Source organism: Serratia plymuthica NBRC 102599, from assembly GCF_001590925.1.
GTDB classification, from domain to species: domain Bacteria; phylum Pseudomonadota; class Gammaproteobacteria; order Enterobacterales; family Enterobacteriaceae; genus Serratia; species Serratia plymuthica.
This window is the reverse complement of sequence record NZ_BCTU01000029.1, coordinates 39788-62700: the sequence shown is the minus strand read 5'-3', so window position 1 is coordinate 62700 and position 22913 is coordinate 39788. Positions and strand designations below refer to the sequence as shown.

The 22913-nt window shown below is 56.8% G+C and carries 29 protein-coding genes; 9 read left to right on the top strand and 20 right to left on the bottom strand.

Going from position 1 to position 22913, the window contains the following annotated elements; translation table 11 throughout:
* Positions 1-30: 30 nt before the first annotated feature.
* Positions 31-1287, bottom strand: a complete 1257-nt coding sequence (locus SPL01S_RS19685; protein ID WP_063202386.1) for a M24 family metallopeptidase — start codon at positions 1285-1287, stop codon at positions 31-33.
* Between the two features lie 369 nt (positions 1288-1656).
* Here SPL01S_RS19685 and SPL01S_RS19680 point away from each other — a divergent pair, with 369 nt between their 5' ends.
* Positions 1657-2025, top strand: coding sequence for a hypothetical protein (locus SPL01S_RS19680; RefSeq protein WP_147424923.1), 369 nt, complete (start codon positions 1657-1659; stop codon positions 2023-2025).
* A gap of 46 nt (positions 2026-2071) precedes the next feature.
* Entirely contained in the window at positions 2072-2275 is a 204-nt protein-coding gene (locus tag SPL01S_RS25400; protein WP_073972082.1) for a hypothetical protein, read from the top strand.
* A 69-nt stretch (positions 2276-2344) separates the two neighbouring features.
* Here the strand turns inward: SPL01S_RS25400 and SPL01S_RS19675 are convergent, their stop codons facing one another.
* Both SPL01S_RS19675 and ubiU read right to left on the bottom strand, forming a co-directional pair.
* Entirely contained in the window at positions 2345-3223 is an 879-nt protein-coding gene (locus tag SPL01S_RS19675) for a U32 family peptidase (protein WP_063202381.1), read from the bottom strand.
* An 11-nt stretch (positions 3224-3234) separates the two neighbouring features.
* Positions 3235-4230 carry a ubiquinone anaerobic biosynthesis protein UbiU gene (ubiU, locus tag SPL01S_RS19670; protein WP_063202379.1) on the bottom strand — a complete coding sequence of 332 codons (996 nt, stop codon included), beginning with the start codon at positions 4228-4230 and terminating at the stop codon, positions 3235-3237.
* Between the two features lie 227 nt (positions 4231-4457).
* Between ubiU and ubiT the strand changes: the two genes are divergently transcribed.
* Complete coding sequence (ubiT, locus tag SPL01S_RS19665; RefSeq protein ID WP_062791109.1) at positions 4458-4979, top strand: ubiquinone anaerobic biosynthesis accessory factor UbiT; 522 nt, start codon at positions 4458-4460, stop codon at positions 4977-4979.
* Complete coding sequence (locus SPL01S_RS19660) at positions 4973-5476, top strand: GNAT family N-acetyltransferase (protein WP_062869342.1); 504 nt, start codon at positions 4973-4975, stop codon at positions 5474-5476. Before ubiT ends, SPL01S_RS19660 begins: the two co-directional genes overlap by 7 nt.
* Here the strand turns inward: SPL01S_RS19660 and SPL01S_RS19655 are convergent.
* From SPL01S_RS19655 to SPL01S_RS19645, 3 genes are all read right to left on the bottom strand, one after another.
* Positions 5463-5765, bottom strand: a complete 303-nt coding sequence (locus SPL01S_RS19655; protein WP_062869343.1) for a GIY-YIG nuclease family protein — start codon at positions 5763-5765, stop codon at positions 5463-5465. The two genes, SPL01S_RS19660 and SPL01S_RS19655, sit on opposite strands and share 14 nt — an antisense overlap.
* A 421-nt stretch (positions 5766-6186) precedes the next feature.
* The gene (locus SPL01S_RS19650) at positions 6187-6510 is read right to left on the bottom strand and encodes a DUF1493 family protein (protein ID WP_063202377.1); all 324 of its coding nucleotides are present in this window, start codon (positions 6508-6510) and stop codon (positions 6187-6189) included.
* Positions 6504-6950 (bottom strand): STM2901 family protein, encoded by a 447-nt coding sequence (locus SPL01S_RS19645; protein WP_063202375.1) that lies wholly within the window; start codon positions 6948-6950, stop codon positions 6504-6506. Before SPL01S_RS19645 ends, SPL01S_RS19650 begins: the two co-directional genes overlap by 7 nt.
* A gap of 491 nt (positions 6951-7441) precedes the next feature.
* Between SPL01S_RS19645 and SPL01S_RS25510 the strand changes: the two genes are divergently transcribed.
* From SPL01S_RS25510 to SPL01S_RS19635, 3 genes are all read left to right on the top strand, one after another.
* Positions 7442-7600, top strand: coding sequence for a hypothetical protein (locus SPL01S_RS25510; RefSeq protein ID WP_169800865.1), 159 nt, complete (start codon positions 7442-7444; stop codon positions 7598-7600).
* A 180-nt stretch (positions 7601-7780) separates the two neighbouring features.
* Positions 7781-8215, top strand: coding sequence for a YhbP family protein (locus SPL01S_RS19640; protein WP_063202373.1), 435 nt, complete (start codon positions 7781-7783; stop codon positions 8213-8215).
* Positions 8216-8263: 48 nt separating this feature from the next.
* Positions 8264-8902, top strand: a complete 639-nt coding sequence (locus SPL01S_RS19635) for an NAD(P)H-binding protein (protein WP_063202371.1) — start codon at positions 8264-8266, stop codon at positions 8900-8902.
* Here SPL01S_RS19635 and phnP read toward each other — a convergent pair.
* The 11 genes from phnP to phnF are packed head-to-tail and all read right to left on the bottom strand — an operon-like array spanning position 8853 to position 17153.
* Positions 8853-9635 (bottom strand): phosphonate metabolism protein PhnP, encoded by a 783-nt coding sequence (gene phnP, locus SPL01S_RS19630; protein WP_063202369.1) that lies wholly within the window; start codon positions 9633-9635, stop codon positions 8853-8855. The genes SPL01S_RS19635 and phnP overlap by 50 nt on opposite strands.
* 13 nt (positions 9636-9648) lie before the next feature.
* Positions 9649-10251, bottom strand: coding sequence for a DapH/DapD/GlmU-related protein (locus tag SPL01S_RS19625; protein ID WP_063202367.1), 603 nt, complete (start codon positions 10249-10251; stop codon positions 9649-9651).
* Positions 10248-10817, bottom strand: a complete 570-nt coding sequence (gene phnN / locus SPL01S_RS19620; RefSeq protein ID WP_063202365.1) for a ribose 1,5-bisphosphokinase — start codon at positions 10815-10817, stop codon at positions 10248-10250. The genes SPL01S_RS19625 and phnN overlap by 4 nt, the downstream gene beginning before the upstream one ends.
* Positions 10817-11953, bottom strand: coding sequence for an alpha-D-ribose 1-methylphosphonate 5-triphosphate diphosphatase (gene phnM, locus SPL01S_RS19615; protein WP_063202363.1), 1137 nt, complete (start codon positions 11951-11953; stop codon positions 10817-10819). Before phnM ends, phnN begins: the two co-directional genes overlap by 1 nt.
* Positions 11953-12657 carry a phosphonate C-P lyase system protein PhnL gene (gene phnL / locus SPL01S_RS19610; protein WP_004952934.1) on the bottom strand — a complete coding sequence of 235 codons (705 nt, stop codon included), beginning with the start codon at positions 12655-12657 and terminating at the stop codon, positions 11953-11955. Before phnL ends, phnM begins: the two co-directional genes overlap by 1 nt.
* A gap of 15 nt (positions 12658-12672) precedes the next feature.
* On the bottom strand, positions 12673-13461 hold the full coding sequence (gene phnK / locus SPL01S_RS19605; RefSeq protein ID WP_004952936.1) for a phosphonate C-P lyase system protein PhnK: 789 nt from the start codon (positions 13459-13461) through the stop codon (positions 12673-12675).
* Positions 13461-14321 carry an alpha-D-ribose 1-methylphosphonate 5-phosphate C-P-lyase PhnJ gene (locus SPL01S_RS19600; protein WP_004952938.1) on the bottom strand — a complete coding sequence of 287 codons (861 nt, stop codon included), beginning with the start codon at positions 14319-14321 and terminating at the stop codon, positions 13461-13463. Before SPL01S_RS19600 ends, phnK begins: the two co-directional genes overlap by 1 nt.
* Positions 14314-15399, bottom strand: coding sequence for a carbon-phosphorus lyase complex subunit (locus SPL01S_RS19595; RefSeq protein WP_062869357.1), 1086 nt, complete (start codon positions 15397-15399; stop codon positions 14314-14316). Before SPL01S_RS19595 ends, SPL01S_RS19600 begins: the two co-directional genes overlap by 8 nt.
* Positions 15399-15980: a phosphonate C-P lyase system protein PhnH gene (gene phnH, locus SPL01S_RS19590; protein WP_063202360.1), complete on the bottom strand. Its 582-nt coding sequence runs from the start codon at positions 15978-15980 to the stop codon at positions 15399-15401. The genes SPL01S_RS19595 and phnH overlap by 1 nt, the downstream gene beginning before the upstream one ends.
* Before the next feature lie 3 nt (positions 15981-15983).
* A complete protein-coding gene (gene phnG / locus SPL01S_RS19585) occupies positions 15984-16427 on the bottom strand; it encodes a phosphonate C-P lyase system protein PhnG (RefSeq protein WP_006323306.1) in 444 nt (147 codons plus the stop codon).
* Positions 16428-17153 carry a phosphonate metabolism transcriptional regulator PhnF gene (gene phnF, locus SPL01S_RS19580; RefSeq protein WP_174523968.1) on the bottom strand — a complete coding sequence of 242 codons (726 nt, stop codon included), beginning with the start codon at positions 17151-17153 and terminating at the stop codon, positions 16428-16430.
* A 360-nt stretch (positions 17154-17513) separates the two neighbouring features.
* Here phnF and SPL01S_RS19575 point away from each other — a divergent pair, with 360 nt between their 5' ends.
* Both SPL01S_RS19575 and SPL01S_RS19570 read left to right on the top strand, forming a co-directional pair.
* Positions 17514-18572, top strand: a complete 1059-nt coding sequence (locus SPL01S_RS19575) for a permease (protein ID WP_063202358.1) — start codon at positions 17514-17516, stop codon at positions 18570-18572.
* A 232-nt stretch (positions 18573-18804) separates the two neighbouring features.
* Positions 18805-19080, top strand: coding sequence for a putative quinol monooxygenase (locus SPL01S_RS19570; protein ID WP_063202356.1), 276 nt, complete (start codon positions 18805-18807; stop codon positions 19078-19080).
* Between the two features lie 180 nt (positions 19081-19260).
* Here SPL01S_RS19570 and SPL01S_RS19565 read toward each other — a convergent pair whose 3' ends face one another.
* The 3 genes from SPL01S_RS19565 to nrdD all read right to left on the bottom strand — a co-directional run bounded on the left by SPL01S_RS19565 (position 19261) and on the right by nrdD (position 22886).
* On the bottom strand, positions 19261-19914 hold the full coding sequence (locus SPL01S_RS19565) for a haloacid dehalogenase-like hydrolase (RefSeq protein WP_063202409.1): 654 nt from the start codon (positions 19912-19914) through the stop codon (positions 19261-19263).
* Between the two features lie 200 nt (positions 19915-20114).
* A complete protein-coding gene (gene nrdG, locus SPL01S_RS19560; protein WP_063202354.1) occupies positions 20115-20579 on the bottom strand; it encodes an anaerobic ribonucleoside-triphosphate reductase-activating protein in 465 nt (154 codons plus the stop codon).
* Positions 20580-20747: 168 nt separating this feature from the next.
* Positions 20748-22886 carry an anaerobic ribonucleoside-triphosphate reductase gene (nrdD, locus tag SPL01S_RS19555; protein WP_063202352.1) on the bottom strand — a complete coding sequence of 713 codons (2139 nt, stop codon included), beginning with the start codon at positions 22884-22886 and terminating at the stop codon, positions 20748-20750.
* Positions 22887-22913: the final 27 nt, after the last annotated feature.

The window sequence follows — 22913 nt, the reverse complement described above, 5'->3', positions numbered from 1 at the left end:
GGATTCATCATCTCCTGGTAATAGGTTTGCCTAGCCGTCTGCCTGCATCAACCACGTAGAGTTTTCATTAAGCGCCACACCGCCCGAGTCCCCGACCAATACCGTTCCGCCGATGTTGGCCATGTGCCGACCGAAGGCGCAATTAGGCTCGAAGGCGAAGCACATGCCCGCCTGCAGCGGAAGATCGCGCCCTACGGTCGGCAACCGTTTGAGCTGCGCGTAGCGAGCCGCCTCGGGCAAGGATTCTATGCCAGGTGCCGTCCCGAAGCCTACTGGGCCATAAGGGTTGATGCTATGGACCAAGGGATGTACATGCCAGCCCCCAGAGGCCAATAACGGCTGCTCCATGGCATCGACTACATCGCCGAAGGTATTGCCCGTGCGTAGCGTTTGCAACCCTGCTTCATAGCTCGCCCTGGCCACCTCGGCGGCGCGCAATATCTCCGGGTGCACGTCGCCGATGGCGACAGCAGCCTGGTGCTGTGTTTCCATCATACCGTACAGCGCGAAGATCTCCGACAGCACGAGATCGCCTTCCTGCAACACCCGTGGCGCCTGTGCGCGGTATTGCCAGGCCGGTGGCCCCCAGCCGACATATTCGGGTCCGGAACCCAGCAATAGCTCGGCGGTGTAACCGCCCATCGAAAAGCAGGTTGCGGTCACCGCCGCCACCAGATCCGCTTCGGAAACGCCAGGCCGTGCCGTGGCTCGGAGAGCCTCACACATCGTTTCGCCGATGTGCGCGGCATAGCGCACCAAGGCGAGTTCTTCTTCACTTTTTACCGACGCACGCCGGAAGAATTCACGGTATACCGGGACCCAGGTTACCGTAGGGAGGGCATCGGCCAGCCCTTGAAAGGTACGAGCGGGCATGGCGCCGTCAAAGTAGAACGGCGGATAGGGTTCTAGCCCGATAATGCCGATGCGCGTTCCCTCCAACCGGCGGCTGGCCAGCCAGGCACCGACGTCGGGGCCGGTTTTGCCGACAAACAGCTGCTCCGCGTCGATCCACTGCAAGTCACCGCGCAATGATGCCTGAAGATGATCGGCCACCATCAGTGAGGCGAAAGTGTAAACCCGCGGAGGTTCATCGCCGATAAACACCACGATAGAGCCGGGGCGGTCGTTGGTGAAATAACAATCCGGTGCGAAACCGGCGGGTGCGGCGGCCTCTCGATCGCCATACACGATCAGGGCTGCCAGGTTCTCTGTCTGAATAATGTCGCGTGCCAGTTGCCAGCGGCGGTCACGTTCGGTACGGGATAACGATTTTGGCGGTATCAACATGGTGTGACTCCTTGTTGCGTGTCAGGGAAGTTTGAAATTAATTCATTCAAATGAATTAATCAATGCTTAAATTCTGAACGAAGCGATGAGGTTTCAGATTCTGCGGTTGCAGAGCATTAACAGCCTGTTGGGTTGCGGCGTGGGATTTGTGAGCAGAATCTTCCACAAACGGCGGAAGAGTGAATCAATAAAGGCGCCGGACCCGACGTCTTTATTATTTTAATTATTATTGGTTCGTTTTAATTAAATAATTTAAATCTACAATTAACGTTTTTGATTAATATTGATTTAATTTGACTTTGTTTATTGTTGCTGATAATTATTGTTTGTTGATCGTGTGGTGGTTTGCAGTTAATAAATCTTCGATTAATGTTAATTGAACATATTAAATCATTTATTAAAGGGAAAAATATTATGTCAACAATAAGGGAATTGACGTTAGACGAGATGAAGTTGATTGGCGGTTGCGGGGATGGAAATAACGGCGGTGACCGTGACAGAACCGACCGCGGTGCGCCTGATACCTGCGCAAACAAAACAGGTGCCTACATGATTATTGGGGCATTTACGGGTATGCCTGGCGGCCCGCCTGGGATGCTTGGCATGGCTTTCGCTGGCGCCTTAACCGGGGTTGTTGGTTGTGATATAAATAGGCAGTCAAAGAATAACAGTGATAATAAAGGTGCATTGGATGGCAATAGAAACGCTAATAGCGTAAATGGTCAGTGCCGCTGGTAATTACTCATTTATATTACTTTTAAAGTTTTAAGAATAGGTGCTGACTATGGGGCCAGGAAAGCTCGCCAAGTCTTTTGCTACTTTTATCGGGCTGATGATAACCATGCAGTTGCTTTATCACCCATTATTACTCGCTGGTTCTCCAAGAGAACACGTAGCGAATGCGGCTATTGCTGTTTTTATGGGGTTGGGTGTCAGAAGTTTTTGCCTGATGTGCGTGAGTTTTTATCATTGGTACAACGGAAAGTAATGCGATTTAACGAGAAGCAATAAGATACCGACAGCAGAAAAGTTGTCGGCATCCTTTTGATTTATCCCGCTACCGCACCAGTTCCAACCCCGCTACCCGGCGCCAGTAGCCGTTGCAGTCGGCTTTATCGGCCAAAACCAGCGGTTGTGCACCCTGTTCGTTAGCGCGGAAGCTGTCGATCAGCGCCAGCGTTTCTGCGCTCTGCGGTGAAAGGCGCACGATATCCACCAGCCCCTGCATGCTTTGCAACTCATTGCCGAGGTTATAGCAGTAGCCGCTCATCGTCTGGATGCCGTTGAGTACAAACACCTGCTGTTCTTCCTGCGAACGCATCATCCGCCCTTGCGGGTAGCGGATGCAGCAGGTTTCGCATTCGTCCTTGCCACGGTTCTCCGAACGAGCGGTGAAGCAGCGTGCTGAATAGGCCAGCGGCAGGTGGCCATAACTCAAGACTTCCACTTCGAACTGATGGCGGAAACCCAGCTCGTCGCATTGCGCCAGCAGATTGGCCAGCCAGTCGCGCGAAAGCTCGACCGGCATGCACCAGCGAACCATGCCCTGGCGGTGCAGCAGGCGCAGGGTGTAGGCGTTGTAGCAGTTGAGCGCATGCCCGGCGACGAACGGCAGGCCGCGCTCCGCCGCCATGTTCACCGTGCCCAGATCGTTGGCTTCAATCAGAAACTCGCCGTTCTCCACATAGCGTTTCAGTTCGTTCAGCTCTGACGGCGCTTGCAGCAACGCCAGGGTGGAAATCACCACCTGCTTGCCGCTGCGGGCGATCTCCTGCGCCAGCGTCAGCCAGTCGCCCACCTTCATTTCGCGCCGCTTGGTGCAGACGCTTTCGCCGAGGTAAATAATCTCCGCGCTGCTGTTCACCGCCTGCCGGTAGAACTCCTCAATCTCGGTTTTCGGCCAGTAGTACAGCACCGAGCCTAATGCGTATTTCATGGTTTCTCCTGCTACTGCCATTTGCGGTGATAGGCGCCGAGCGTGGTCTGCGTGCCTTCGGACATCGCGCCGAGGGCCTCCATCCAGCCTGCGTCTGCCCGGTAGGCGGCCGGGTCGGCCTGGCAGCGGTCTATCGCCTGGCGCCAGATGCGCGCCACCTGGCTGACATAGGCCGGGCTGCGCTGGCGCCCTTCAATCTTCACCGAAGCGATATTGGCGGCCAGCAGCTCCGGCAACAGCTCCAGCGTGTTCAGGCTGGTGGGCTCTTCCAGCGCGTGATAACGCACGCCGTCCACCCGATAACGCCCTTTGCACAGCGTCGGATAGCTGGCGTTTTCATCGTCCTGATAACGGTCGATCAGCACGTCGTTCAGACGCGACTCCATGCCCTGTGCGGTTTTCTGCCAGCGCACGTAGCGCGCCGGGGAGCAGGCGCCGGCGGTATTCGGCGATTCGCCGGTCAGGTAGGAAGAGAGGTAGCAGCGCCCTTCGGCCATGATGCACAGGCTGCCGAAAGCGAACACCTCCAGCGGCACCGGGCTGGTGCGCGCCAGCTGTTTGACCTGATGCATCGACAGCACGCGCGGCAGCACGACCCGGCTGACGTCAAAATGGCGCTGATAGAAACGGATCGCCTCTTCGTTGGTGGCGGAAGCCTGCACCGAGACATGGCGTTCCAGCTGCGGATAACGTTCGGCAGCGTATTCCAGCATCGCCAAATCGGCCAGGATCAGCACGTCCGCACCCAGTTGCGCCGCCATGTCCACCGCCCGTTGCCAGCGGCCATAGCCGTCCGGGTGGGCGAAGGTGTTGATGGCGATATGCAGTTTGCGGCGGTGCCGGTGCACGTACTCGACCGCTTCCTGCAGCTTTTTCTCGGTGAAGTTGAGGCCGGCAAAGTGGCGCGCGTTGGTATCGTCTTTCAGGCCGATGTACACGGCGTCTGCGCCGTTATCCACCGCGGCTTTCAGGGCCGGAAGGTTACCGGCGGGACAAAGCAGCTCCATAGATTTATCCTGGTTAACAAGGGCTGTCGGCGGCGGTATTCAACCGGCAAGCGCCCATCGGGGAAGCAATTTTAGTGAAAGCGCGGCGAACAGGTTTTGATTTGAGGCAGCTTCTGGCGTATTGATAAAGCCGGCGGCCAAATGCACTATTTGTTGATATAGACCGCTTCAGGTGCGCGCCGATGTGGCAAAATAGCGCTAGTCTGTGTTGAAAGGAGTGAACGACAGTGTTGGAACAACTACGAGCACGCATTGTGCGCCAAGGGCCGTCGCTGCTGCGCGTACCGCTAAAATTCACGCCGTTTGCCTTGCAGCGGCAGCTTCTGGAACAGGTGCTGGGCTGGCAATTCCGCCAGGCGCTGGCGGATGGCGATTTGGCTTTTCTCGAATCGCGCTGGTTGAAGATCGAAGTTCGCGATCTGGCACTACACTGGTTTATGACGGTAGAAAACGACAAACTGGTTGTCAGCCACCACGCCGAAGCTGATGTCAGCTTCAGCGGCGACGCCAACGATCTGATTCTGATCGCAGCGCGTAAGCAAGATCCCGATACGCTGTTCTTTCAGCGTCGGCTGCAGATTGAAGGGGACACCGAATTGGGCCTGTATGTAAAAAATCTGATGGACGCCATCGAGCTTGAAGCCATGCCTGCGCCGTTGCGCATTGGCCTGCTGCAACTGGCTGAATTTGTGGAAGCAGGATTGCAGGAGGGCACGGCGCAGACTTCCCGTGTGCCGGTAGCATGCTGATTCGCGTAGAAATTCCGGTAGACGCGGCGGGGATTGATGCCCTGCTGCGCCGCGCCTTTGGGCGAGATGACGAGGCAGATCTGGTGCAGCAACTGCGCGAAGACGGCCTGCTGACCCTGGGCATTGTCGCCACCGACGACGAAGGTGGCGTGGTGGGTTATGCCGCGTTCAGCCCGGTTGATGTCGCCGGAGAAGACCGGCAGTGGGTCGGCCTGGCGCCGCTGGCGGTGGATGAAAGCCTGCGTCGCCAGGGGCTGGGTGAAAAGCTGATTTACGAAGGGCTGGATTCCCTGAACGAGTTCAGTTACGCCGCCGTGGTGGTGCTGGGCGATCCGGCTTACTACGGCCGTTTCGGCTTTAAACCGGCCGCTGCCTATGGCCTGCGTTGCCGCTGGCCGGGTGCCGAAGCCGCGTTCCAGGTTTATCCGCTGGCGGAAGACGCGCTGAACGACGTGAGCGGGGCGGTGGAATACTCCGAGCCGTTTAACCGGTTTTAACCTCAGCGCTCGGCAGTAAATAATCCAATGAGGGCGGCGGGTGACTTACCAACCGCTCTTTTTGTATTTTGCTCAGCTGCTTTACCCGATATTCCAGCCTCAGCGCCGTCGAGCGATCCCCCACCCGGCAGTGAAACGCCAGAGTCAGCTCCCCCTTTCCCCGCAACGCCTTGGCGCCTTTGCCCGCCTGATGCTGTGCAAGCCGCCGCGCTACGTCGGTGGTGATGCCGGTATACAGCATGCCGTTCGGCAAACGCAGCATGTAGAGGTGCCAGGTTGGAATGTCCATCATTGGGCCCCAGTTGAGAGTTGAGCGTTACTATAGGCAACGTCAGGCTGCCGCTGAACCCTTTTTTTTCGACATGTTTTAACTTGTTGATTTTAAACATGCTGAATGGGCAGGCTGAAAAAAGCCTTTTTGGGGGAATCCTGGTGTTACTCTTCAATAATCAGCTGATTAGCGCTAATCTTCAACGGTGCACTGCCGTATAGGCAGCTTAGAAAATATTTCCCCACTCCTTGCAGAGATGTCTCATGTTCACTGCTTTGCCGGTGGAATCCGATGTTCTGTCCATTAAAAACAATCTTTCTGAGATCGCCGACTCAGGCGCGGTAGCACAAACAGAATCGCAGAAAAATCTGGGGTTGGGGGATCCACCTGTGTTCTCTACATGGAAGGCATATCGAGTAAAGGCGCGGCGTTTACCGACCTAATACAACCAACGGCCAGCTTTTGCGGATTCAGCAAACATTCTGACGGTTAGCGGTTTTTTAGACTGCTTTACAGGTCTTGCTATGAACCATTTACGGAAAAACCATGAAATTTCCCACGGGTAATAATCCTCGATATTTAACTCTGAAACATCAAGATGGAATTGAGTGGAATATTTGTCTATGGCTAAAGCTAAATCTTCGATCTCTGCAAACTCTTGCAAGACGTCATCGGGTTCAAGTAGAACAGGCTTAAGCCACAGAGTAGTGACTTTGGGCAGTTGTTCCCGAAAGAACATTAAAATATCTTCGTCGGTTACCATATTTTATCGTTTCCTCTGGCTATCCGATTGTAAGTCGCTGTAGCTTTAAATGCGATGGAAGAAACATCGTACATAAGAATCGCCCACCCGAGTACTGGAACAGTGCGGCCAACAAAAGCACCCAGATTATTCACAAATTTTGGCTTTAGGGTTTTGATACTGGCATTGGTGAACGTAGGGAGACGAAAAGGGAGTTCGATATTTAAATAGCGTCTGGCTGTTTCTGAGGCTATCGATGTACCTTTGGTCGCTCCGGCGAACTTCCCTCTTGTTGGGCGGGTTGGTTGCCCAATAATGATGCTGGCTGCAGCTGCAATATCGGATGCCCCGCATTGCTCATTTACGGCGTCAAGGAAAACCCAAAAGAAGAGCTCCCCCGCTGAAAGATTTGAAATTCCTCTATAAAAGTATGTCCCGCCCAGTTCCTCAACCGTATCCATAACTTTTCCTTGTCAATTTAGTTGTTGCCTAACCAATAGTGTACTGCCGTAAAGGTCGTTTCAAAACCGATGGAAATGTAATTGCATTTTGCTATCTTTCATTAAGTTTAACGTATTTATACTGTGGCTTGAAAAGATCAAGGTTACGACAGACAATGCATTAAATTCCATGGCTATTTATTAATTAGCAAGATTATTAAATCTCATATAAACTAAAATAAACTTGGCAGTCTTTTTTGGTGGCATTGTTATTTAAAATAAACCTGAAAAACAAGGTAAGATAAGGTTTGTTTTTATATGTGTGAATTTATTTAAGTTTATGATATTTATGTAATTTAATGAAAAATAAGATATGATTGTTTAATTAAAAGCATTAACTCTAATTAATTTAATGATTTTTTTATTGAGGATTAAATTACAAGGTAATAAATTGATTTCACTCTCAGGGCATGAGAGCAAGTTAATTAATCACTCAATTAAATGGAGTTACTATGAAATACTTTCTGATAGGCGCTTTACTGTTAGCCGCTAACGGTTCTGCTTTTGCTGTTGAGCTCTCTAAGTTTGACCGTGTAGAGCATAAAGAAAATATAATTTGTTTCCCAAATGGTGAATGTCTCGATATTGATGATCCAGGTCACCACCCATAATAAATAATAATGCAATGCGTTAACTTGTGTCTCACTCGGCAGTATCCTGAGGTTGTCGAGTTATACACAATTTCAAAGCCATCAACTTGATACGCCGAGTTGATGGCTTTGTTGTTTTTGTCGACGCTGCAGCCCTTCCATAATCGATATAAGATAGCGCCACTGAAGGGGAGAAGTGATGTGAACAATCTTGAACAACAGCAGCTTATTACTCATTTTATCGGCAAGCAGCATGTGCTGACGCTGTGCGCCGGCAACGGCCTGGACATGTGGTGCGCCAACTGTTTTTACGTGTTTGACGCCGAGCAGATGGCGTTGTGGTTGATGACCGAAACCCACACCCGCCACGGCGAGCTGATGCTGCAAAATGCCCGTGTCGTGGGCACTATTGCGCCGAAGCCAAAGACCATCGCGCTGATCCGCGGCGTGCAGTACAGCGCTGAGGCGGTGATGCTGAGCGGTGATGAAGAGGCGCTGGCGCGCGCCCGTTACTGCAAGCGGTTCCCGATTGCCAAAGTGATGAAAGCGCCGGTGTGGCAGCTGAATTTGCAGGAAGTGAAGATGACCGACAATACTCTTGGATTTGGTAAGAAACTGCATTGGACGCGGGCCTGAGTACAACACACTATACTTTTTCAGAGTCATCCATCGGTGGGAGAGTTTATGGCACGGGTATTAATCGTAGGGTCCACCGGGCTGGTGGGCAGCGAGCTGTTGCAACAGTTGCAAGGCGATCCGCAGGTGACGGCGATTGTGGCACCGACGCGTCAACCGCTGTCCGCAAACGAAAAAACAGATAACCCCGTGGGTGAGGATCTGTTCGCGTTGCTGAGCGGCCTACAGTCTCCAGTCGATATTATTTTCTGCTGTCTGGGCACTACCCGTAAAGCGGCCGGCAGCGATGCCAATTTCCGCTATGTCGATTATCAGTTAGTCGTCGAAAGCGCGCTAACCGGGCGGCGGTTGGGGGCGCAGCATTGTTTGGTCGTCAGCGCCGTGGGGGCTAACCCGCGTTCGTCATTCCTCTACAACCGTACCAAAGGCGAAATGGAGCAGGCGCTGCGTGAGCAGAACTGGCCACGCCTGACGCTGGTGCGCCCCTCAATGCTGTTGGGCAATCGCCCGTCGCCGCGCTTGATGGAGCGGCTCACCGCACCGCTGTTCAAACTGTTACCGGGCAAGTGGCGCTCGGTTGCCGCCAAAGACGTGGCGCAGACTCTGCTGGAGCAGGCGTTCAGCCCCGGCAGCGGCGTTACGGTGCTGGAGTCCGATCGGTTGCATCGTTATGGCAACGTACACTGAGATTATCGAAAGCCAGTTCCATGCCCGGCGGCAGTTCGTTGTCCATCAGCCATAAATCGAGATGATGGCTGATATGCGTCAGCAGCGTGCGGCCTGGCTGCAAACGTTGTTGTGTTTCCTGAGCGCGGGTCAGATCGTTATGATTGCGCGGCGCCTGGGGTTGTGGCGGCAGGCTGCAATCGAGCACCAGCAGATCCAGCGTTATTTTGCGCAGGAAAGCCTCGGTGTCCGGCGGTAGGCCGACGGTATCCGTCAGATAGGCCAGCGCGTAGCCTTCTGCCTGGACCAGATAACCCAACGTCGGTTTGGAATGTTGCAACGGCAGCGGGGTGATATGCAGCCCACCTAGTTCAACCGTCTCGAAGGGGGTTAACGGCGGTTGAAACGCCAGAATACCGGGGTGTTTAAACAGATCGTCGCAGCCTTGTTCATCCGCCGGGCCGTACACCGGAATGAAATTTCCGCACCCCCAGCGCAAAGGAAATAACCCCTGAACGTGATCCATGTGGTAATGTGTCAGTAAAAAACGTTGAATTTCCCCCGCCGAAAAGCGCCGTTCCAGCGACGGCAATCCCGCATCCAGCAAGGTCGTTTCCCCCTGAAATTTGAGCATCGCACTGCATGGCCGTCGCCGGAATGCCGGTTCGCGCCGCGCCCGCTGGCACACCAGGCAATCGCAACCGAAAACCGGGATCTGCTGGGCACCGCCGGTGCCGAGAAACGTCAATTGCATACTTCCTCCCCGCTTAAAGATACTTCTCCGCAAAGGCGTTGATATCGCGGAAATCCGCCAGTCGTTCCTGCAATGTCTGATGATCCCAGTGCCACCATTGGCTGCGTTCGATGCGTTCAATCAAGGCATCGTCAAAGCGCATGCCGATCTTTTTAGCCGCCACGCCGGCGACGATCGCATAAGGTTCGACGTTTTTGGTCACTACCGCCGCGCTGCCGATCACCGCGCCGTTGCCGACGCTCACACCGGGCATCAGGATGGCGTTATGGCCGATCCACACGTCGTGGCCGACGGTGACGTGGTGCTCGCGCCGCCAGTCGAAGAAAGCCTCGTCATCTTCCCCCAGACCGTACTCGGAAGCGCGATAGGTGAAGTGGTGCTGGGCGATGCGCTGGTAGGTTGGGTGGTTGCCGGGATTGATGCGTGCGTAAGAGGCGATCGACACAAACTTGCCGAGGGTGGCGTAAAAAATCTGGTTGTGCCCGGCGGTATAAGAATAGTCGCCCATTTCCACTTCTTCGAGGATCGCATCGTCGGCCACATGTACGTACTGGCCGAGCCGGGTGCGGTTAAGGATCACGTTGTCGCCGATTCTCGGTTGTGCAAAGTCGTTCATTGCGTGGCGTCCTGGGGGTGTTTGGTTGAAGCCGGTAACAGCGCCAGCAGCGCCGTCAGGGTGTCTTGCAGGTCGCCATCGTTCGCCAGCAGGCGGCAACCGGCGGGCAGTTTTTGCTGGTACTCTGCCGCCCGCGCCAGCCGTTGTTCGATTTGCGCGGCGTCTTCACGTCCACGGTTTTGCAGGCGTTGGCGCAGCACGTCGGTGCTGACCTGCAGGCAGACCGGCAACAGCTGCGCACCGTAGCGCTGCTGCGCCTGCGGCAGATGGGCGCGCGAACCGTTGACCACCACGTCGATCCCTTGCAACAGCCAAAGATCCACCTCGATCCCAAACGCGTAATGGTGCTGGTGCGCCTGCCAGTCGAGAGCGAACAGTCCCTTGGCGCGGCGGCGCAGAAACTCAGGCTCGCTGAGCGCAATATGGTTTTCACAGCCGGCATCCGCCGGCCGGGTGATATAACGGTGCGCCACCAGCGGCGCACTGTCGGCATCGGCCCTAAGCTGCGCAAGCAGGCTGTCTTTGCCGGAGCCGGAAGGCCCCATCAAATAGATAAGCTGCGCCATCAGAACACCTGCTTGCCCTGGCGCCAGACGTTCTGCACGTAGATGTGCTCGCCGTGCGGCCGCGCCAACACCAGATCCGCCCGCAGCCCCTCGGCGATGGAGCCGCGATCGTGCAGATCCAGCGCCTTCGCCGGGTTGCTGGTGATCATCTGCACCGCTTGCGGCAGGCCGTAGCCGTTACGTTCGTCGGCTGCGATGCGGAATGCCGCATCCAGCAGGCTGGCCGGGTAATAGTCGGAAGACAGAATATCCAACACCCCCAGCGCCGCCAGATGGTGCGCCGCCACGTTGCCGGAATGGGATCCGCCGCGCACGATGTTCGGTGCGCCCATCAGGACCTGCAACCCCTGCCGGTGCGAGGCGCGGGCTGCGTCCTCGGTGGTCGGGAACTCGGCAATCGCGCTGCCCAGCGCGCAGGACTCGGCCACGTGTTCGGCAGTGGCGTCGTCGTGGCTGGCGAGGGAAATTTTACGCACCCGGCAGTGGGCGGCGATCGCCTCGCGGTTCGGCGTGGCCCAGCGGGCGGAAAGCCCGATCTGCTGCTCTTCGTACTCGCTCATCTGTTGGTCATTGAGATGATATTTGCCCTGATAATACTCACGGTATTTTTCACGCGAGGCGAACTGGCGCTGGCCCGGCGAATGGTCCATCAGCGACACCAGCGATACCCCCGGTTTGTCCATCAACTGTTCGAACAGCGACAGGGTGCTCTCGTTCGGCAGCTCGCAGCGCAGGTGCAGCCGGTGCTCGGCGCGGTTGACCCCGGCGCGCTGGCTGTGGATCACCGCGTCGATCATTTTTTGCAGGTTCTCCAGCCGGTGGCCGCCGTCGCGCACATCGCCGATCGCCACTGCGTCCAGCACCGTGGTGATGCCGTTGGCGACCATCAGCGCATCATGGCTGCTCATTGCCGAATGCGCCGGCCAGTCGACGTTGGGCCGCGGGGTGAAAAACTTGTCCAGATTGTCGGTGTGCAACTCAATCAACCCCGGCAGCAGCCAGCCGCCTTCACCGTTCAGCGCCTGCGGCAGCTGGCTCGGCGTATCGGCGAAGCTGCGGATCACGCCGTCGTTAATCTCCAGCGAACCCTCGACAATCTGGTCTGCCAGCACCAGTTTCACGTTATTGATGATCATCAGAAGATCTCCAGCGCCTGGGGCGCTTGCATGTCGTATAACCGGTCGGCGACCTGTTGGCGAACGCCTTCGTCATGGAAAATGCCGACGATCGCTGCGCCGCGCTGTTTGGCCTGTTCTATCAGGCCGACCACCGCCGCGCTGTTGCGGCTGTCGAGTGACGCCGTGGGTTCGTCGAGCAGCAAAATCGGGTAGTCGACAATAAAGCCGCGTGCGATATTCACCCGCTGCTGTTCACCGCCGGAGAAGGTCGAGGGCGCCAACTGCCACAGGCGCTGCGGCACGTTGAGCTGGTTGAGCAGCGTCTCGGCGCGCTCGCGGCATTCGGCACGGTCGACGCCCTGTTCCAACAGCGGTTGCATCACCACGTCCAGCGCGCTGATGCGTGGGATCACCCGCAGAAACTGGCTGACCCAGCCGAGGGTGTGGCGGCGGACCGCCAGGATCTGGCGCGCCTCGGCCTGCACCATGTCCAGCCATTCGCCCTGATGATTGACCCAGATATGGCCGCTGTCGGGCAGGTAGTTGGCATACAGCGAGCGCAGCAGGGTGGATTTACCGCTGCCGGAGTGGCCATGCAGCACCACGCATTCGCCGCTGCTGACCGTCATGTTGGCGTCATGCAGCACCGGCAGGCGCGTGCCGTGCTGCTGGTGGAGCACGAAGGTTTTGCTGAGGTGTTCAACCCGGATTTGAATCGTCATTGTTATCCCCTAGTGTTACGACAGCACCGAAGAAACCAGCAGCTGGGTATAAGGATGGTGCGGATCGTCCAGCACCCGGTCGGTCAGGCCACTTTCCACTACCTGGCCCTCTTTCATCACCAGCAGCCGGTGCGCCAGCAGGCGCGCCACGCCCAGATCGTGGGTGACGATCACCGCCGCCAACTGCATTTCCACCACCAGATTGCGCAGCAGATCGAGCAACCGCGCCTGCACCGAGACGTCCAGCCCGCCGGTCGGCTCGTCCATGAACACCAGTTTCGGGTGGGTCACCAGATTGCGGGCGATTTGCAGCCGCTGCTGCATGCCGCCGGAGAAGGTGGTCGGCAGATCGTCAAGGCGCGACACCGGGATCTCCACGTCCTCCAGCCACTGGGCAGCCTGGCGGCGGATGTCGCCGTAGTGACGCTGGCCGATGGCCATCAGCCGTTCGCCGATGTTGCCACCGGCGGATACTTTGGGCCGCAGCCCGTCGAGCGGGTGCTGATGCACTACGCCCCAGTCGGTGCGCAGAAGGCGGCGGCGATCGCTCTCCGCCATCGCGTACAGGTCGTGCTGTTGCCCGGCCTGCGGGCGATAGAGGATCTGCCCGTGCTGCGGCGCCAGCCGTGCGGAGATGGATTTCAGCAGCGTGGTTTTACCGGAGCCGGACTCGCCGACGATGCCCAGCACTTCGCCGGGGTAGATATCGAAAGAGACGTCGCTAAAACCTTTGCCCGGCGCGTACAAATGGGTGAGGTTGGCCACCGACAACAGCGGCGTGGTGCTCAGGGGTTGGGAAATCATCAGTGCTGCGCCTCTTGCGAAGGTTGCGCCAGCTGCTGCCGGCAGTAGTCGGTGTCTGAGCAGACGAACATGCGGTTGCCCTGGTCGTCGAGCACCACCTCATCCAGATAGCTGTGGCGCGAGCCGCACAGCGCGCAGGGTTCATCCCACTTTTGCACGCTGAACGGATGGTCGTCGAAGTCCAGGCTTTCCACCTTGGTGAACGGTGGCAGGGCGTAGATGCGCTTCTCGCGCCCGGCGCCGAACAGTTGCAGCGCCGGCATCATGTGCATTTTCGGGTTGTCGAATTTCGGGATCGGCGAAGGGTCCATCACGTAACGATCGTTGACCTTCACCGGATAGGCGTAGGTGGTGGCGATATGGCCGTAGCGCGCAATGTCCTCGTACAACTTCACCTGCATCACGCCGTACTCTTCCAGCGCGTGCATTTTGCGGGTCTCGGTTTCGCGCGGTTCGATAAAGCGCAGCGGTTCCGGGATCGGCACCTGATAAATCAGGATCTGGTCTTCGTGCAGCGCCGTTTCCGGAATGCGGTGCCGGGTCTGGATCAGCGTGGCTTCCGGCGTGCGTTCGGTGGTGGCTACCCCGGCAACGCGCTGGAAGAAGCGGCGAATGGACACCGCGTTGGTGGTGTCGTCGGCGCCCTGGTCAATCACCTTCAGCACGTCGGCGCGGCCAATCACGCTGGCGGTCAGCTGAATGCCGCCGGTGCCCCAGCCGTAAGGCATCGGCATCTCGCGGCCGCCGAACGGCACCTGATAGCCGGGGATCGCCACGGCTTTAAGGATGGCGCGACGGATCATGCGTTTGGTTTGTTCGTCGAGATAGCCAAGGTTATAGCCGGTCAATACTTCACTCATTGCGGGCCTCCTGACGCTCGCTGAACTCCTGCCGCAGGCGCTTGAGCAGCTCCAGCTCGGCCTGGAAGTCAACGTAGTGCGGCAGTTTGAGGTGGGAAACGAAGCCGGCGGCTTCGACGTTGTCGGCATGGGCCAGCACGAACTCTTCATCCTGCGCCGGGCTGGCGACGCCTTCCTGGTACTCGGGGCTTTGCAGTGCGCGGTCCACCAGCGCCATGCTCATCGCTTTACGCTCGGCGCGGCCAAACACCAGGCCATAACCGCGGGTGAAGTGCGGCGGCCGGTCTTCCGGGTCGACAAAGCCGTTGACCATTTCACATTCGGTCAGCAGGATTTCGCCGATATCTACCGCGAAACCCAGCTCTTCAGGCACGATCTCCAGCGAAACGTAGCCGGTCCGGATCTCGCCGGCGAACGGGTGGGTACGGCCGTAGCCGCGCTGGGTGGAATAGCTCAGTGCCAGCAGGAAACCTTCGTCACCGCGCACCAGCTGTTGCAGCCGCGCCGAGCGTGAACAAGGGTAAACCGGCGGGTTGCGGGTGATGTCGTCCGGCACGCTGCCGTCGTCTTGTTCCGCCAGCGCCAATTGTTGTTGGCTGAGCAAATCAAACACGTGGGCGCAATTTTCCGGCAGCGGTTCGTCGGCCTGCGGCGCGCGCGGTGTTTCACCTTCCGCCAGCAGGGCAAAATCCAGCAGCCGGTGGGTGTAATCGTAGGTTGGGCCCAGCACCTGCCCGCCGGGTAAATCCTTGTAAACCGCCGAGATACGGCGTTCCAGCCGCATGTTTTCGGTCGCCAGCGGTTCGCTGACCGCCAGACGCGGCAAGGTGGTGCGGTAGGCACGCAGCAGGAAAATCGCCTCGACCAGATCGCCGCTCGCCTGCTTGATGGCCAGCGCGGCCAGTTCGGGATCGTAAATGCCGCCTTCGGTCATCACCCGATCCACCGCCAGCCCCAGTTGCTGTTCAATCTGCTGGGTGCCGAGCGCCGGCACGCCGTCGTCGCCGCGCCGCAGCTGTTCCTGTAACTGATGGGCGGCCTCAATGGCTTTTTCGCCCCCTTTAACGGCTACGTACATCAGCACACCTCCACGCGGGTGGTCCGCGGCAGCGCCAGCAGGCGATCGCCGCAGGTCAGCAAAATATCCAGCCCCAGCGGAAAGCGCAGCGGGCGGTTAATGAGAAAATCCAGCAGCGCCGGCGGCAACTGCGGTGAAACCTGGCGTTGGCGCTCAATGCCGGGGCCGGTCAGGCGCAGCGGGGTGCCTTGTTCCAGCCCATTGAGCTGCACGATGACCGTGGCGCCGAATTCCGGCGAGATTTCACTGCCGTGCGGCAGCGCCAGTAAATCGGCGGCCTGCAACTGTGTATCGAACAGGGCAAAACAGACTTCTTCAGGCTGTGCCGCCAAGGGCGCACCGCTGTGGAAACGTATGTTTGTTAGCACTTGCTCACTTTTAAAGGCTTCACACAGCTGGATCGGGGTTTCCTGATCCGCCAGCGTCAGCAACGCGGCGGTGCTGGCGGCGTTCAGAGCGCCCCAGACCGGGCCGCCTTGCAGCGTGACGGTATAGCCAGGTTCGCTTAATGCCTTGAGAATCAGGCGAAAAGCGTGCTGCGATTGGTCTATCGGCTGTTCAAATCCGGTTAACAGGCTCATCGATTAATCCCCCCGCACCAGCGTAAAGAAGTCGACCCGGCTGGAGGCGACAGAGCGGGCACGCAGCTGGCGTTGTTCGTGCAGCAGCGCGGCCAGCGGTTCAATCAACCGCTGTTGCAGCAATTCGGTTTGATCCGGCTGTTGCAGCAGGGCGTCCGCCAGCGCGCAGAGTTCGGCATGCGCCTTGTCGCGCCCGGCGATATAGCTGTAGCCATAGCCGCCGTTTTCCAGTTGCACCACCGCACGGGTGACGGTCATGTCGCCCAGCACAAAGCGGCGGCCGGTGGCGCCCATGCGCCCTTGCAGTTGCGCCAGGCCAATCTCCGGCGCGCGAATGCTTTGGTAGCGCGGGCTGAGGTTCAGCGCCTGCCAGTGGCTGCGCAGCTGGGCCGGTTGGCTGTGCGCCAGTACCGACATCCAGCGTTGTCTCGGCTGTAAGGCTTGCATTTAGTGCTCCATCGTCAGTTCAATCATGTCGGCGCGCGCCAGGCTGACGGAGTATTCCGCCACGTTGTCTCTGCCGGTGCAGACGTTCAGAGTGCGCACGCACAGCAGCGGCGCGTGGGTAGCTATCTCAAGCAGCCGGCTCTCTTTGGCCTGGGCCCGGCGGGCGCTGATTCGCGTCTGGCTGCGGGTCAGCGGCTGGTGAATATGCTGTTCGATAAACTCGTGCAGGGAGCCGCTGTGGAACTGTTGCAAGGCCGGCCACCAGTCCAGATCGGGCAGATAATGGTCGATCAGGCTCATCGGCACGCCGTTGACCCGGCGCAGGGTGCGCAGGTGGATCACCGTTTCGCCTTCTTCACGCGATAGCGCGCTGGCGATATGCCCATTGCACGGGCGTAACACAGCGAGTAAGCGCTCACTGGTGGGGTGGCTGCCCTGCTCGAACAGGTTCTGGCTAAAGCGGGTATTGGCATGCAGCGGGTAGTCATAGGGGCGCATCAGCACCAATATGCCGATGCCGTGCCGGCGCTGCAGCCAGCCGCGATCCACCAGCTGATCCACTGCGCGGCGCAGGGTATGGCGATTGACCTGGTAGCGATCCGCCAACTGTTGCTCGGAAGGCAGATAGTCGCCACAGCGGTATTGGGTGCGTAACTCTTGTTCCAGCTGCGCGGCGATCTGCTGGTAACGGGTAGGAAAACTGGTCGGATGTCTAGATAAGTCCATCATAATAAAAACCTCGGCGTGCCGGATACCCATTAAACTTTATGATTTATCAGGATTTCTTACAGTACTGGTGCTTACCCTATGACTTTCAAATTGCAGCTAGGCGGCCAGCTCGCTTATCACCAGGCGCTTACTTTAGTAAGTCACTGGGATGAGTGAGTGCAGCTAACAACGCTACGGCTTTAAAGGTGACGGGTATGCCCTGTGGCTTTCAAGTTGGCATTATGTTGCCGCCGCCAGATGACAATCGCGTTACGCGCCGGTGGCGAACAGATGAACTATTTTGGACAGGCCGATGATGCGCAGGGGCCGGCGGCGCGCTAAGCTGGCGTTATCGATGCACTGACCTGAGCCACCCCTATGCCGCAACCTTTAACCGCTTCTGAAAATACTTCCCGCGCCTGGCCGCTGTGGAAACCGATCCTGTTCTTGCTGGTGGTGGCTATCGGCCTCTACTACGTCAAATGGCAGCCTTATTACGGCAAAGCCTTTTTGGCGGCGGACACGCACTCCATCGGCAAATCGATTCTGGCCAATACCGACAGCAGCCCGTGGCTGGCGGCCTGGCACTATGCGCTGGTGTATTTCACTGCGGTGTGGAAGGCGGCGGTGCTCGGCGTGTTGCTGGGATCGCTGGTGCAAGTGCTGATCCCACGCGACTGGCTGCTACGCACCCTGGGCCACCCGCGTTTCTCCGGCACTCTGCTGGGCGCTGCGATCGCGCTGCCGGGTATGATGTGTACCTGCTGTGCTGCACCGGTGGCCGCCGGGCTGCGGCGTCAGTCGGTCTCCAGCGGCGCGGCGATGGCGTTCTGGTTGAGCAACCCGGTGTTGAATCCAGCAACCTTAATTTTTATGGGCTTTGTGCTCGGCTGGCCGTTTGCCGCTATTCGGCTGGTGGCTGGGGTGATTATGGTGCTGGGCGTCGCCTGGCTGGTACAACGGGTCACCGCCAGGGATCCGCAGCCGGCCGCGCTGCAACCGCCGGCGGTGCCGCAGGTGAGAAGCGAGGATCGGCCGTTTCTCGGTCGCTGGTTGAAAGCGCTGTGGGCGCTGTTTTGGGCGACTATTCCCGTTTACATTGTGGCGGTGCTGGCGCTGGGTGCGGCGCGTGTGTGGCTGTTCCCGCACGCCGATGGGGCGATAGACAATAGCCTGCTGTGGATTATCGCCCTGGCGATCGCCGGTTGCCTGTTCGTGATCCCCACCGCCGCGGAAATCCCGATTGTGCAGACCATGATGCTGGCGGGCATGGGCACCGGCCCGGCGCTGGCGCTGCTGATGACCCTGCCGGCGGTCAGCCTGCCTTCATTGCTGATGCTGAACAAAGTCTTCTCCGCCAAAGCGCTGTGCCTGACCGCATTGCTGGTGGTGTTGTGCGGGATCGCAACGGGTCTGGTGGGGATGGGGTTGATGTAAGCCATTCGGATGTGGAAAAAAGAATGGCTATATTCAAAGCGAAAATCAGGACTCGTTATCGATGATAACGTTGGGTTGTACTCGCTCGGAGCTGAACTGACAGTTTCTGCGGTATCTGGCAGTCGGCTTTGAGCGAGGAGCGGATATTCCTATTTACTTTACTTTTAGCTGTTTGGTATAAATTTTATCGACAGGAAAACAGATAAAGCCTCAACCTAAGAAAGGGATTAGAATGATTAAATTGACCGGTCGTTTAGTATGCACAAGCGTCTATGAGGCAGATCTTGTTCGCCAGTATCTTCCTGAGCATAAGAGACTTACAAAAGAGGAATCTGGATGTATTTCTTTTGAAGTCACTGAAACAACGGATCCTCTGATCTGGAAAGTTGAAGAACTATTCAAAGATCAGGCTACCTTCGATGCTCATCAGAATAGAACCAAAGCTTCAGTGTGGGGAAATGAAACCAGCACTATCGCTCGTGAATATGAAATATTTGAAGTTGAATAGCCGTACAGCTTATGATTTTTAGAATGACCGCATCCGATACAAAACAGACAAGCGCGTAGCTTGTATTTCGCTAAGAGCGGAAAGTGGAAATCTACTTTGAAATAGTTCAACCTGCATATAGGTTGAATCTCGATATTAGCGAGATATTTAGAATGTCACTTACACCCAGTTATAAACACCTTATGACCAATTAAGTAGTTTAAGATTTATCATAACGTATTCTTTTTTGCATGTAGAGTTAATCAAATAAGGATTTTCACTATTCAAAAGGATAGGGTAATCATCATTAAAATCATCGGTGTAGGCTGCATGCCATTTTGTTGACACTCCTGTACCCTTTATTCTTCTCACTTTCTCTTCATTCCTGCAGTGGGCACCTCCAATCCAACCACCAAATAAACCTTTGGATAACGGGGTTCCTATGACTTCAACATTAAGATTTACAGCATCTAGAATTTTAGATGCTAGCAACTCAGGTGCAGCAGTGGCAATTATAACTCGCCGGCCTTCTTTTAAATGTTTTAAAATCTCCTTAAATCCATCATCAAACCACCTGACACTATTTATTTTCCCATCTCTAATTTTAGATGAAAACGAAGAGAAACTGTCTATCATTTCTCTTTCATTCATCCTGAAAGATGCGACAAATAATAGCATGTTTGCACCAATTAATTTGAATTTCTTGGATTTCAGAAAAACCAGAGCTATGGGGGCCAAGATGGCCGCACACAAGAACCTTAACTTCCCGGACTTAAACCTCATCAACATCCAAGCTTTGGTAGAATCGCCAGACAAGAGAGTCTTATCCAAATCAAAAATAACAACTTTACTCATAAATACCTCGTACAGTTTGCATAAACTTAAAATTGTTATTTCTATGAAATTGACTATGAAGAAGATAGAGAGAGTCAGCAACTACATTTTAAGGCACCATTGCCCGCTCCCGACACAGACCCGCCTGCTAGATTGGCTTTATGCTGTAGTTGTGTCAGGTCGAGTCTGGGCTAATACATGTTGAGCCGTGTGTTGTTGGGTCAACGCAGCTTATGCACCACCTGGTTAGCGCTGCCGCGCCAGATCAGCGCCGGGTCTTTCAGATCCTGCACAAACTTGCCGTCAATCAATACGTTAATCCTGTCCACCACCTGCATCTGCTGCGAATCCAGCTCCGCCAGCCTGTAGCCGGTCCATAGCCAGATATCCTTGCCGGGGCACTCGGCGCGTACCCGTTTCACCAGTTGCAAAATCGACGGGACGTTGGCCGGGTGCAGTGGATCGCCACCGGACAGCGACAACCCCTGACGCGGAATGCGTGCATCGTTGAGATCGGCAATCAGCCGGTCTTCCATTTCCTGAGTAAAAGGCTGGCCGGAGTTCAGCCGCCAGGTACTTTTGTTGTAACAGCCGACGCATTGGTGCACACAACCGGCGACAAACAGCGTGCAGCGGGTACCGGGGCCGTTGACCACATCGATAGGGTAGTACTGGTGATAATTCATGTGAGGCCTGCCCATCAGGCTATTTTACTGGCCATTTTGCCTCCGGGCAGTGCTGCAAATCCTCACGTACTGCGTGTACGCTCCGGTTTGTGCGCGCTGGCCGAAGACAAACTGGCTGCGACAATCACGCCTGATGAACAGGCTTCTGCATAGGCTGCACGGCGCTTTTCAGCCGAGCTGCCCATTGCCGAGGTGTTTCACCCGGCGCTTCACCTCTTCCTGCTTGCCGGCGTTGAACGGCCTGGCATCCGGGCTGCCGAGGTAGCCGCACACCCGGCGGGTGACCGACACCTTGGACGGCTCGTGATTGCCGCATTTCGGGCAGGTAAAGCCCTTGCTGGTACAGGCGAATTCACCGGTAAAGCCGCACTCGTAGCACTCATCTATCGGCGTGTTGGTGCCGTAATAAGGCACGCGGCTGTAGCTGTAATCCCACACGTCTTCCAGCGCTTTTAAATTGTGTTGCAGGTTGGGGTATTCGCCGTAACAGATGAAACCGCCGTTGGCCAAGGGGGGATAGGGCGCCTCAAAGTCCAGTTTGTCGTACGGATTGACCTTTTTCTCCACGTCGAGATGGAAGCTGTTGGTGTAATAACCTTTGTCGGTCACGCCCGGCACCACGCCGAAATCGGCGGTGTCCAGCCGGCAGAAGCGATCGCACAGGTTCTCGCTTGGCGTGCTGTACAGGCTAAAACCGTAGCCGGTCTCTTCTTTCCAACTGTCGGTCGCGGTGCGCAGGCGTTCAACGATGGCGACCGCTTTGGCGCGCAGCGCGGCATTGTCGTAAACGTGAGTGCCGTTGCCGAACAGTGCGTTGATGGTTTCATGCAGGCCGATATAGCCCAGCGAGATCGACGCGCGGCCATTTTTGAAGATGTCGGCGATATTGTCGTCCGCCTTCAGCCGTACGCCGCAGGCACCTTCCATATACAGGATCGGGGCAACACGCGCCTTGATGCCTTCCAGGCGCGCGATACGCGTCATCAGCGCCTTTTTCGCCAGCAGCAGCCGCTGGTCCAGCAGACGCCAGAAACGCGTCTCGTCGCCGGCCGCTTCCAGCGCGATACGCGGCAGGTTCAGGCTGATCACGCCGATATTATTGCGGCCGTCGTGCACCAGTTCGCCACCTTCCTCGTAGGTGCCGAGGAAGCTGCGGCAGCCCATCGGTGTCTTGAACGAGCCGGTGACCTTCACCACCTGATCGTAATTGAGAATATCCGGGTACATGCGCTTGCTGGCGCATTCCAGCGCCAGCTGTTTGATGTCGTAATTCGGGTCGCCGTACTGGTGGTTCAGGCCGTCGCGGATGGCGAACACCAGTTTGGGGAATACCGCCGTCTTGCGGTTCTTGCCCAGCCCGGCGATACGGTTTTTCAGGATTGAACGCTGAATCAGCCTCGATTCCCAACAGGTGCCCAGGCCGAAGCCGAAGGTGACGAACGGCGTTTGGCCGTTGGCGGTGTGCAGGGTGTTGACCTCGTATTCCAGCGACTGGAAGGCGTCGTAACACTCTTTCTCGGTGCGCGCCATCGCATAGCCCTGCGCGTCCGGGATTTTCCACTGTTCGGCCACCTGGCGGTGTTTTTCGAAGCTTTCGCTGACGAAGGGCGCGAGGATCTCGTCGATGCGGTTAATGGTGGTACCGCCATAAATATGGCTGGCCACCTGCGCGATAATTTGGGCGGTCACGGCGGTGGCGGTGGAGATCGATTTCGGCGGTTCGATCTCGGCATTGCCCATCTTGAAGCCGTTGGTCAGCATGCCTTTCAGATCGATCAGCATGCAGTTGAACATCGGGAAGAACGGCGAATAGTCGAGATCGTGGTAGTGGATCTCGCCGCGCTCATGCGCCAGCACCACGTCGCGCGGCAGAATGTGCTGCTTGGCGTAGTGTTTGGCGACGATCCCGGCCAGCAGATCGCGCTGGGTGGGGATCACCTTGCTGTCTTTATTGGCGTTCTCGTTCAGCAAGGCCATATTGCTTTGTTCGACCAGGCCGCGGATCTCCTGGTTCAGCCGCCCGCGCAGCTCGCGGGCTACGTCGCGATCGTGGCGATATTCGATATAGGCGCGCGCCAGCTGCTTGTATTCGCCGGCCATCAGCTGATTTTCCACCGCCTGCTGAATGTCATGGATATCCACGCGCGGCTGTTGCGCCATCTGTTGAGCGACCACGCGGGCCACGGTTGCGCAGTAATCGGCATCGACAACCCCGACGGCCAGCGCGGCCCGTTCGATAGCCTGCCCAATACGTGCCTCGTCAAAAGAGACCTGACAACCGTCCCGTTTAATCACTACTGGTTTCACGTTTCGACTCCTTGTTCCCCGAAGGAT

Excerpts from the sequence above, each read along its gene's own strand:
- SPL01S_RS19625 (WP_063202367.1), bottom strand. The coding sequence starts at position 10,251 with ATGAACGACTTTGCACAACCGAGAATCGGCGACAACGTGATCCTTAAC.
- SPL01S_RS25400 (WP_073972082.1), top strand. The coding sequence starts at position 2,072 with ATGGGGCCAGGAAAGCTCGCCAAGTCTTTTGCTACTTTTATCGGGCTG.
- phnG (WP_006323306.1), bottom strand. The coding sequence starts at position 16,427 with ATGCAAGCCTTACAGCCGAGACAACGCTGGATGTCGGTACTGGCGCAC.
- SPL01S_RS19685 (WP_063202386.1), bottom strand. The coding sequence starts at position 1,287 with ATGTTGATACCGCCAAAATCGTTATCCCGTACCGAACGTGACCGCCGC.
- phnP (WP_063202369.1), bottom strand. The coding sequence starts at position 9,635 with ATGCAATTGACGTTTCTCGGCACCGGCGGTGCCCAGCAGATCCCGGTT.
- phnH (WP_063202360.1), bottom strand. The coding sequence starts at position 15,980 with ATGAGCCTGTTAACCGGATTTGAACAGCCGATAGACCAATCGCAGCAC.
- SPL01S_RS19565 (WP_063202409.1), bottom strand. The coding sequence starts at position 19,914 with ATGAGTAAAGTTGTTATTTTTGATTTGGATAAGACTCTCTTGTCTGGC.
- phnN (WP_063202365.1), bottom strand. The coding sequence starts at position 10,817 with ATGGCGCAGCTTATCTATTTGATGGGGCCTTCCGGCTCCGGCAAAGAC.
- SPL01S_RS19600 (WP_004952938.1), bottom strand. The coding sequence starts at position 14,321 with ATGAGTGAAGTATTGACCGGCTATAACCTTGGCTATCTCGACGAACAA.
- phnF (WP_174523968.1), bottom strand. The coding sequence starts at position 17,153 with ATGGACTTATCTAGACATCCGACCAGTTTTCCTACCCGTTACCAGCAG.
- SPL01S_RS19575 (WP_063202358.1), top strand. The coding sequence starts at position 17,514 with ATGCCGCAACCTTTAACCGCTTCTGAAAATACTTCCCGCGCCTGGCCG.
- SPL01S_RS19650 (WP_063202377.1), bottom strand. The coding sequence starts at position 6,510 with ATGGTAACCGACGAAGATATTTTAATGTTCTTTCGGGAACAACTGCCC.
- SPL01S_RS25510 (WP_169800865.1), top strand. The coding sequence starts at position 7,442 with ATGAAATACTTTCTGATAGGCGCTTTACTGTTAGCCGCTAACGGTTCT.
- SPL01S_RS19595 (WP_062869357.1), bottom strand. The coding sequence starts at position 15,399 with ATGTACGTAGCCGTTAAAGGGGGCGAAAAAGCCATTGAGGCCGCCCAT.
- SPL01S_RS19660 (WP_062869342.1), top strand. The coding sequence starts at position 4,973 with ATGCTGATTCGCGTAGAAATTCCGGTAGACGCGGCGGGGATTGATGCC.
- SPL01S_RS19645 (WP_063202375.1), bottom strand. The coding sequence starts at position 6,950 with ATGGATACGGTTGAGGAACTGGGCGGGACATACTTTTATAGAGGAATT.
- phnM (WP_063202363.1), bottom strand. The coding sequence starts at position 11,953 with ATGATCATCAATAACGTGAAACTGGTGCTGGCAGACCAGATTGTCGAG.
- SPL01S_RS19635 (WP_063202371.1), top strand. The coding sequence starts at position 8,264 with ATGGCACGGGTATTAATCGTAGGGTCCACCGGGCTGGTGGGCAGCGAG.
- phnL (WP_004952934.1), bottom strand. The coding sequence starts at position 12,657 with ATGACGATTCAAATCCGGGTTGAACACCTCAGCAAAACCTTCGTGCTC.
- SPL01S_RS19655 (WP_062869343.1), bottom strand. The coding sequence starts at position 5,765 with ATGGACATTCCAACCTGGCACCTCTACATGCTGCGTTTGCCGAACGGC.
- ubiU (WP_063202379.1), bottom strand. The coding sequence starts at position 4,230 with ATGGAGCTGCTTTGTCCCGCCGGTAACCTTCCGGCCCTGAAAGCCGCG.
- SPL01S_RS19680 (WP_147424923.1), top strand. The coding sequence starts at position 1,657 with ATGTTAATTGAACATATTAAATCATTTATTAAAGGGAAAAATATTATG.
- nrdG (WP_063202354.1), bottom strand. The coding sequence starts at position 20,579 with ATGAATTATCACCAGTACTACCCTATCGATGTGGTCAACGGCCCCGGT.
- SPL01S_RS19675 (WP_063202381.1), bottom strand. The coding sequence starts at position 3,223 with ATGAAATACGCATTAGGCTCGGTGCTGTACTACTGGCCGAAAACCGAG.
- SPL01S_RS19570 (WP_063202356.1), top strand. The coding sequence starts at position 18,805 with ATGATTAAATTGACCGGTCGTTTAGTATGCACAAGCGTCTATGAGGCA.
- phnK (WP_004952936.1), bottom strand. The coding sequence starts at position 13,461 with ATGATTTCCCAACCCCTGAGCACCACGCCGCTGTTGTCGGTGGCCAAC.